The following is a 9,700-nucleotide window of genomic DNA, read 5'->3' as shown; positions in this document are numbered from 1 at the left end:
TTCAGAATTAAAGAGCTTTTATGAGGGGCTCGTTAAAAAAGGGAAAAAGAAAATGGTAGCGTTTGTAGCACTAATACGAAAAATTATTGTTATCGCCAATACGCCTTAGTGGGAAGGACGGGGGTTTTTGAAATTAAGGCTAATAGAAAAAATAACCTAGAATTGGAAGATTTATAACAAGGTTTTGTTGTTAATCGTCATTACCGCGCAGACGGTGGACTTTAAGTTTTTTGGTTTTTGCCACTATTGGGTGATGATATACATAGAGCCGCTAGCCTCGACCTTTCTTTCTGCGGGATTGGCGCTTTTGCGGTGGGGGAGAATTTACCTCTTCTAACACAAAATCGATTTTACGATCGTCTAAATCAACCCTGGCGACAATAACATGGATAATATCGCCCAGTCGGTAAACCCGGCCGCTGCGTTTGCCGCGCAGAAGATGATGAACAGGGTCAAAATGGTAGTAATCGCTCTCTAGCGCCGTAATGTGCACTAATCCTTCGATATAAATTTGATCTAGTTGTACAAAAACGCCAAAACCTGTGACATCAACGATATGTCCTGTATAAGCTTGACCTATTTTATTCATCATATATTCGCATTTTAACCAGTCAACCGCTTCGCGTGTCGCACGGTCGGCGCGACGCTCTGTTATCGAGCAATGCTTTCCCAATTCGGCTAATTTTGGGTTGTCATAATGAAATTTTTTGGGAGATTTTTTTTGTAATGCGTGCCGAATCCCACGGTGAACCAGCAGATCCGGGTAGCGCCGGATGGGCGAGGTAAAATGACAATAACGCTCGTAGGAAAGGCCAAAATGTCCTCCGTCTTCAGGGGTATAAATGGCTTGTCGCAGCGAACGAAGCATCACCGTTTGCAATAAATGAGCATCGGGACGTTTCTCAATGCGCAATAATAATTTTGCATAATCCATCGGCATTGGCTTATCACCGCCCGTCAAGCGTAATCCAAACGCACGAAGAAATTGTTTAAGGGCATGTAATTTTTGCTCATCAGGACCTTCGTGTACACGATAAAGCGTTGGGATATTTTTTTCTTGTAAAAAATGCGAGGCCGAAACGTTAGCTACTAACATACATTCTTCGATGATGCGATGCGCTTCATTGCGTACGACGGGAACGATACGTTTAATTTTTCCTTTTTGATTAAATTGAATTCGAGTCTCAGTCGTTTCAAATTCTATTGCGCCGCGATTAATACGTTGTCGCAACAAATTTTGATAAAGTTGATCTAAATTTTTAATATGCGGTAAGGTTTCCTCATTTTTAGTTTTTTCTCCGCGGAGCATCGCGGCGACTTGAGTGTAGGTCAAACGCGCATGGGAATGAATAACGGCTTCATAAAATTGATATTCGCTGACTTTTCCTTTGGCAGTAAGGTGTATTTCGCAAACAATGGCTAAACGATCTTTATTCGGTACAAGCGAGCAAAGGTTGTTAGATAACGCTTCGGGTAGCATTGGAATAACTTTCGAGGGAAAATAGATAGAATTTCCCCGTAATTGCCCTTCTTTATCTAATACACTCTCTCGAGAAACGTAATGCGAAACGTCGGCAATAGCGACATAGAGTTTCCAACCGCTCGACTTCGATTCGCAATAAACAGCATCGTCAAAATCTCTCGCGTCTTCGCCATCAATAGTCATGAAAGGCAGCTTCCGAAGGTCTTTGCGTTCTTTTTTGTCATATTCCATCAATTCAACGGGTAGTTTTTTGGCTTCCTGCAACACTTCGTTCGGCCAGCGGTAGGGAAGCTCATGGGTCCGAATGGCTAGTTCAACTTCCATTCCAGGGGTTAATTGGTCGCCCAGTATTTCAATAATACGTCCCATCGCTTGGCGACGCTTGGTGGGTTGTACGGTAATTTCTGCCAGCACAAATTGCCCCGTTTTTGCCTCTCCTTGCTGGCCGGGAGGAATTAAAATATCTTGGGTAATTAATTTATGATTCGGGTCAACAAAGGCGATCCCCCCTTCTTCAAAATATCGTCCAACGACTTGATGAGTATTTCGCTCCAAAATTTCCACGATCGCGCCTTCTGGTCGGCGCTCTTTCGGATTGGTAATACGAACTAAAACGATATCGTCTGTAAATAGCATTCGCATTTCCCGAGTGGGCAGGAAAATATCGACAGAACCGTCATCAGGAATAAGGAATCCAAAGCCGTCACGGTGCGCTTGGACACGACCCCGGATCAACTCCAACTCTTTAAGTAATGCATAACTACCGCGCCGATTGCTAATCACTTGACCGTCCAGCTCCATGGCGATTAACCGGCGCTGTAGGCCATCTTTTTCCTCCACTTTTTTTAAATCAAAAGCGCTTAATAAATGTCTAAAGCTGACGTGGCGGTTGATTTCTTTAAGATATTGAATAATGAATTCCCGGCTAGGAACCGGATGTTCATACAAAGACGTTTCCCTTTCATAATAGGGATCTTTTTTTCGATAACGTTTAACCACTAGTTCCTCTTTTAAGGGTAAAACGGAATAATACCGCATCTATGCTATTATTGTAATTATGGAAAAAGGAGCCAATGAAGTGAGCAAATGGATTCCCGTCAGCCTTATTTTGCGTTGTTAGCAGAATGCGCAGAATATAGCCATCCTCCCGCGCGAAATCCCCAATCAGCCCATTGCACGTCATTGGCACCCAATTAAATCAAACTTACCCCTCTACGCTCCGAAAGCGCCGTCCCCCTACCAAAAGCTGTGGGTATATCATTCGTATGATTGTGATGAGTTTGAACCTGTTGATTAAAAAGCAGATCTGCTTTTCCTTTCCTTTGTTATTTATCTACCTTCCGCAAAGGCTGATGTTTTTTCGCAATTAACAGATACATGGCTGGTACCACAAATAAAGTAAATATAGTGCCGATTAGCATTCCCGTGGCAATCACAAGTCCAATATCGAAACGGCTCACAGCATCGGCGCCTGTAGCCAAAATTAAGGGGACGACGCCTAATACCATCGCGGCTGTCGTCATCAAAATGGGGCGCAAGCGAATGGCTGCGGATTTTTCGATGGCTTCACGAACACTGACCCCCTCTTCTTCTTGCAATTTATTTGCAAATTCCACCATTAAAATTCCGTGTTTGCTAATTAATCCAATTAGTGTGGCTAGCCCAATTTTGGTGTAAATATTAATGCTGGCCAATCCTAAATTTAAAAAAATTAAGGCACCGCAAATAGACATTGGCACGCTGGTTAATATTACAAAGGGATCACGAAAACTTTCGAATTGCGCCGCTAACACAAGATAAATAATAATAATGGCTAGAAAAAACGTCACCACTAACGCTTGCCCTTCCTGGACGAATTGACGCATTTGTCCCCCAAAATCATAACTCATGTCTCGGCTAAGCACTTTATTCGCGGTTTGTTCCAAATAAGTTAAAGCTTCGCCCATGGTGCGGCTCGGAGCTAACACTGCATCGATTTTCGCCGAATTTAATTGTTGAAAATGCGAAAGCAAATTTGGCTGCGTCGTAATATTCATTTTAACGAGCGTCGATAAAGGAATTAATTGCCCACCTGCTGTATTTACATAAATCTGTTCTAAGTTGCTGGGATTTAAGCGAAATAATCGGCTTAATTGAGGAATTACTTTATAGCTTTGTCCCATCATCACAAAACGATTAATGTAATTACCTCCCAGCGAATAAGCCAATATTTGACTTAAACTCTGCATAGTGACGCCTAAATCCCCAGCTTTGTTTCGATCGATAATTACATTTAATTGTGGATTGTTATATTTCAGTTCGCTATCGACAAAAACAAACAAGCCGCTTCTTTTCGCCTCCCTCACTATTTTTTCCGTTGCCAAATAAATCTTGTTAAAAGGAGCGATAGAAGTAATCACAAATTGAACAGGTAAGCCGGTGCCTCCGCCCGGTAACGAAGCTAAAGGAAAAACGACGGTTTGTAGCCCCGCCACGGTATTAAGTTCGGGCTGCAAAATGACTTGCGCTTGTTTTTGCAATTGTTGTCGCTGATCCCACGGCTTCATTATCATCCCCGCCAAGACGGTGTTTACTGTGCCAAATCCGTTAATTATAAAATAATTGGCCATTGAGGGTAGTTTTTTAAAATATTTTTCGTATTGTTTGCTATAAGCTTCGACATAATCGATGTTGGCGTATTGCGGGGCTTGCGCTTGCACGAAGAGGGCGCCTCGATCTTCTTCAGGCGCCAACTCTGAGTTGGTATTCATGTAAAAAATAAAACAACTGGCCAATACGGCAACGGCTAATAAGATCATCAGAAAACGGTGATTTAAAACCTCGTGCAAACGGTGCGAATAAACTTGCTTTAATCGTTCAAACGAACGATCAATAAACTGCACATAAGGTTGCTTTCCAATGTTTTGGTTTAAAAATTTTGAGCACATCATCGGTGATAAGGTGAGCGCAATAATACCTGAAACGATAACTGCACCGGCTAGCGTAAAAGCAAATTCGGTGAATAAAGCCCCTGTCAAACCAGTCATAAAACCGATGGGTGCATAAACCGCTGCCAGCGTTAAGGTCATTGAAATAATAGGAAAAGCAATTTCGCGAGCCCCTCGAATAGCTGCGTGGAAGCCGTCCACGCCCTCTTCAATATGTCGATAAACGTTTTCCACGACAATAATAGCATCATCCACTACTAAACCAATAGCCAGTACCATCGACAAAAGTGTGAGTAAATTCAGTGAATATCCTAAAAACCACATAAGAAAACAAACACCAATAAGCGAAAGCGGTATCGTAACAGCAGGAATGACAACGGTACGAATTGATCCAAAAAATAGAAAAATAACTACAATAACAATTAAGGTCGCTTCAAAAATAGTTCTACCAACTTCGTAAATCGAGGCCTGAATGTATTCCGTGGCGTCATAAACCACTTTTGAATGCAAAGAAGGCGGATATTCCTTTTCAAGGCCCGGTAATATTTTTTTAACGTTAGCAATCACACTCAGGGGATTGGACGTGGGGGTCGTATTAACGGTAACAAATACAGCGCTTTTCCCATTCATATAAACGCTTGAATCGTAATCTTGAGCGCCAAGCTCAACACGGCCGATATCTCGTATTCGAATCAATGTGCCATTAACCTCTTTGATGACCAAATTTTCAAACGCTTGTTTGTCCCCTATGTCCGTTTTCGCTTTTATATAAAGCGTAATGAAATCGCCTTTCGTTTGTCCCGCCGCGGATTGAAAATTATTATTAATCAATGCTTTCGTCACGTCGGTCAGCGTTACATTTAAGGCGGCCATTCGTTTGGTATTCAGCCAAACTCGCATAGCAAACGGGCGCCCACCTAAAGTTTCAGCTTGGGAAACGCCAAAAACGGTTTCAATTTTAGGTTGAACGACACGATTTAGGTAATCGTTAATTTGCTCAGAACTCATCTGATCGCTACTAAAGCTGATATACATTAACGCCGTTTGTGTTCCAGTAAGTTTTTGAATGACAGGTAGCTGAGACTCCCGTGGCAAATCATTTTGCACTTGGGCGACTTTACTCATAATATCGGTAAAAGCCACGTTAGGATCGAAATTCAATTTTATGAAAACATTAATCGTGCTAACGCCTTGAGTGCTTGTGGAAGTCATATAATCGATTCCCTCGGCGCCAGCGATCGATTTTTCAAGCCGCGTTGTAATAAAACCTTCGATTAAAGAAGCAGGCGCGCCAGGGTAAGCTGTCGAAATGGTAATTAACGTATTGTTCATTTTAGGGTACTGGCGCACTTCCATTTTAGTAATCGCAAGTAAGCCCAAAATAAAAATAAACAAGCTCATAACAATAGCGAGAACCGGGCGAATGATAAATTTGTCCGTAAATTTTGAACTTGCCATTAAAACCCCGTCAATGTTTCTCGGTTTTCTGGTTTTAACACCACACTGTTATCGATTTTAACGCTGCTTCCCTCATGAAGTTTATTTTGGCCAGAGGTAACGACTTCTTCGCCCGCTTTAACGCCTTTTTTTATAACGACTTTATTATTTTTCATATCGCCAATCTCAACAAGACGTTGGCGCGCAACTAAAGCCGCTTGCCCTTTTTCATTCTTACCCGGTTCTATCACAAATACCGTATTAGCATACAAAGAATAAGTCACCGCGGTTTGTGGCACGGTTACCACAGCTTTTTTCTCGGGCAGATAAACAGTAACGTTTGCGAATGTGCCGGGGTAAAGTCGATAATCCCCATTAGGAATGGTTCCTTGAACGTTAATATTGTGCGTGGCTTTCGTCACCAAAGAATCAAGCGCTGTAATTTTCCCATCGAATTTTTCTTCAGGATAAGAATCCACAGTAATGGAAAGTTTTTGATTCAAGCAGAGATCTTTTAAAAACTGTTCAGGCAACGAGAAATTTACATACAAAGGACCGAGAGACTGCAAACTAACCAACACATCACCGGGATTAACGTATTGACCCAAATTAACTTGTCGAATGCCAATTTTTCCAGGAAAAGGAGCGCAAATATTCTTTTTGCTGATAGCGACCAATGACTTATTCACTTGAGCTTCTGTTTGCTGCAATTGCGCAAGTGCCTGATCGCAATCGCTTCTAGCGATTGCGCCTGTTTTATATAAGGCAGCCTTACGTTCAAAATCGACTCTTGCTAAATTCAGAGCTGCCTGATTATTTTTAAGATCTTGAACGTCGCTTGAATCGTCGAGTTGAATTAGCAATTCACCGCTTTTGACTAATTGGCCCGAGGTAAAATGGATAGCGATTACCCAGCCGCTCACTTCAGGACTGATATTCACCCCCTGAATCGCACTCAAGCTACCCACCGCAGTCAATACGGGCTGCCAACTTTCACTGAGAGCTTTGGTAGTCGATATGGTCACAGGAGGAGGCACGAATTCTTGCACGGCTTTTTTGACGAGATAGGCGCGCAAAGCATCGAAAGCCACGACAAGAGCCAGAATAAAAATTAATGAAGAAACGACAATCGCGCCGATCAAACGGCCTTTAGATTTCGCCATACTAAACAAGCTCCTGCTTAATCAAATCCTTATTTAAGAAACAATTAAATTCTGCCCTCTCAACAAAGAGCGTCCTATGATATCATTGTCTCCTAAGTTTCCCAACGCCCCGGTGGCACAGTTGGATAGCGCAGTCCCCTCCTAAGGGACAGGTCACAGGTTCAAATCCTGTCCGGGGCACCAGTTTGGCAGCTCTCAAAAGCAGACTATACTTACAGTTAAAGTAATAATGATTGAGGAAACCAATATGAATATTCGTTCCTTAGCACTTTGTTTTATTAGTATGTTAGGTTTCGGGGTTTCTGCTACGACTTTCGCACAAGGAATAAACGTGAATCAAGGAATTTTGACAGGATTTTACGTCAAAAATAATACAGGGGAAGATTATAACTTAGTTCTATTTGGTACGCATTGTATGCAATGGGTCAAAGTAAACGGACAAGAACTAAAAATCGTGCTGCCCTTTCCAAAGAATTCCAAAGCTTCAATTACATTGAATATTAACCGAAAAGGCGGCTTTTGTGCTTACGAAGGTTCAGCGACCATATTAGTTTCAAAAACAAAAAAGGTGTATGGGGCAGCGGCAACTTTAAATTTAAGCGGCCAACTCAAACCTGGCACTTCTTCAAATTATAAACAATGTGAGATGAGTTCAAAAATCTATGGACATCAAAAAACAACTCTAGATGTTGATCGCATAACGTATCCTTGTAAGATTACCCTTTCCAAAGGTCAATAGATGAGAAAAGAGTCCGACAGTATGGGTACGATTGAAGTGCCTAATGAAAAGTATTATGGCGCGCAATCACAGCGCTCATTAATTAATTTTGCCATTGGGCGCGAAACGATGCCGCCTGAGCTCATTCGCGCTTTTGGCGTTTTGAAAAAAGCGGCTATGCTCACAAATGTTGAATTGGGCAACCTACCTCAAAAAAAAGCTAAATTTATTCTTAAAGCCTGCGAAGAGCTGATCACTGGAAAACTAAACGATCATTTTCCCTTAAAAATTTGGCAAACCGGCAGCGGCACGCAGACCAACATGAATGTGAACGAGGTTATCAGCAATCGCGCGATTGAGTTAGCTGGTGAAAAGTTAGGAAGCAAAGAACCGGTTCATCCGAACGATCACGTTAATATGTCGCAATCTTCAAATGATACTTTTCCAACAGCGATGCACATTGCTTCTGCCGAAATGATAACGCATCAGCTTATCCCTAATCTCACTGTCTTACGCGATACCTTGGAAAAAAAATCCAAGGAATTTTTTGGAATCATTAAAATCGGTCGAACGCATTTGCAAGATGCTGTGCCATTAACGTTGGGCCAAGAATTTTCAGGTTATGTTGCTCAACTCAACCATAACTTGGAAGTCATTAATGATGTGCTTCCAACGCTCTATCGTCTTGCGCTCGGCGGGACAGCGGTAGGCACAGGGCTAAATACCCACCCGCAATTTGCCAAAAAAGCTGCTGAACACATTGCCGAACTGACGGGAATACCTTTTTATTCGGCGTCCAATAAATTTGCCGCTCTGGCTGCCAACGACGAAATTGTTTTAGTCAGCGGCGTTCTCAAAACCTCTGCCTGTTCGTTGATGAAAATTGCAAACGATATTCGTTGGTTAGCTTCCGGCCCGCGTTGCGGCATTGGGGAAATTGTTATCCCAGAAAATGAGCCAGGCTCTTCAATTATGCCGGGTAAAGTGAATCCAACGCAATCTGAAGCAATGACGATGGTGTGTGTTCAGGTGATAGGAAACGATACGACCATTACCATCGCAGGATCGCAGGGGAATTTTGAACTGAATGTTTACAAGCCCGTGATGGCTTATAATTTAATTCAATCTATTTATTTATTGTCCGATGCTTGTCGTTCCTTTAATGATCATTGCGCCGTTGGCATCAAACCTAATCAAGAAAAAATCAATGAATATCTGAATAATTCTCTAATGCTGGTCACTGCATTAAATCAAATCATCGGTTACGACAAAGCCTCAGAAATTGCTAAAAAAGCTTACAAAGAAGGCGGGACACTTAAAGAAGCTGCTCTTCAGTTAGGTTATTTAACCGCAAGCGAATTTGATAAAGCCCTAGACCCCAAAAAAATGGTCTTTATTTGAATAAGTATTGCCTAATCATCGGAAATTGCCTATTCTTTATTTCGAGCACATAGCGAGGTATGGAAAAATGTCTAATCCCAATAATGATAGTTTTTCTTTGGAACTTCTACTTATCCTCCTGAAAGGGGCTCTTTTTTTGCGTAGGTATGATCGGCTTATTCACTTGCTGCAGAATATCGAACGTCAATTTTTTTGCCTTTAATCGAGTCATCAATATTTGTAGTCTATTTCTGGTGAAAGCTTAAAAATGATAGTAGTCATTTTTACCCCTATACTCTATATATAAGCACCTAAGGTATTAAAATAATAACTTAATCTTAAGAATTTATTAATTAACAAGTAACCTAATGAAAAGTGCCCCTCCTTAAAGAGGGCGTTATAATGCGCCAACATAGAGTTTCTATTTTTAAAAAAAGGAGCAGGGCCATGAAAGATATTAAAATACTTGGTGTTGGTATTTATTGCAAAAGGGGTTTTTCAACTGTGTGGGATTGATGAGTGGGGTAAGGTGATCCACACGAGAGGGGTTAGGCGCTCAATATGTGTCCACTGTGGCAAGGCCTTAAGGTGG

The 9,700-nt window shown here is 41.8% G+C and carries 5 protein-coding genes, 1 tRNA gene and 2 pseudogenes; 5 read left to right on the top strand and 3 right to left on the bottom strand.

From position 1 onward, the window contains the following. Positions 1-271 precede the first annotated feature (271 nt). Entirely contained in the window at positions 272-2,482 is a 2,211-nt protein-coding gene (gene rnr, locus OWO34_RS04830; RefSeq protein ID WP_267256737.1) for a ribonuclease R, read from the bottom strand. A 79-nt stretch (positions 2,483-2,561) separates the two neighbouring features. On the opposite strand from rnr, the pseudogene OWO34_RS04825 reads away from it, so the two are divergent. Next, positions 2,562-2,780, top strand: a pseudogene (locus OWO34_RS04825) (hypothetical protein). 28 nt (positions 2,781-2,808) lie between these two features. Here OWO34_RS04825 and OWO34_RS04820 read toward each other — a convergent pair. After that, complete coding sequence (locus OWO34_RS04820) at positions 2,809-5,868, bottom strand: efflux RND transporter permease subunit (RefSeq protein ID WP_267256736.1); 3,060 nt, start codon at positions 5,866-5,868, stop codon at positions 2,809-2,811. Beyond that, positions 5,868-7,010, bottom strand: a complete 1,143-nt coding sequence (locus tag OWO34_RS04815; protein ID WP_267256735.1) for an efflux RND transporter periplasmic adaptor subunit — start codon at positions 7,008-7,010, stop codon at positions 5,868-5,870. The genes OWO34_RS04820 and OWO34_RS04815 overlap by 1 nt, the downstream gene beginning before the upstream one ends. A gap of 106 nt (positions 7,011-7,116) precedes the next feature. Between OWO34_RS04815 and OWO34_RS04810 the strand changes: the two genes are divergently transcribed. From OWO34_RS04810 to OWO34_RS04795, 4 genes and pseudogenes are all read left to right on the top strand, one after another. Next, positions 7,117-7,193 (top strand) — tRNA-Arg (locus OWO34_RS04810). A 46-nt stretch (positions 7,194-7,239) separates the two neighbouring features. Next, positions 7,240-7,749 carry a hypothetical protein gene (locus tag OWO34_RS04805; protein ID WP_267256734.1) on the top strand — a complete coding sequence of 170 codons (510 nt, stop codon included), beginning with the start codon at positions 7,240-7,242 and terminating at the stop codon, positions 7,747-7,749. Beyond that, on the top strand, positions 7,750-9,129 hold the full coding sequence (gene fumC / locus OWO34_RS04800; RefSeq protein WP_267256733.1) for a class II fumarate hydratase: 1,380 nt from the start codon (positions 7,750-7,752) through the stop codon (positions 9,127-9,129). A gap of 426 nt (positions 9,130-9,555) precedes the next feature. Next, positions 9,556-9,686: pseudogene (locus OWO34_RS04795) on the top strand (IS110 family transposase); the annotation flags it as partial. Positions 9,687-9,700 lie beyond the last annotated feature (14 nt).

Origin of the sequence: Coxiella endosymbiont of Ornithodoros maritimus, from assembly GCF_907164965.1 — a bacterium.
GTDB lineage: Bacteria > Pseudomonadota > Gammaproteobacteria > Coxiellales > Coxiellaceae > Coxiella.
The sequence above is the reverse complement of the archived record's forward strand: the minus strand, read 5'-3'. Positions and strand labels throughout refer to the sequence as shown.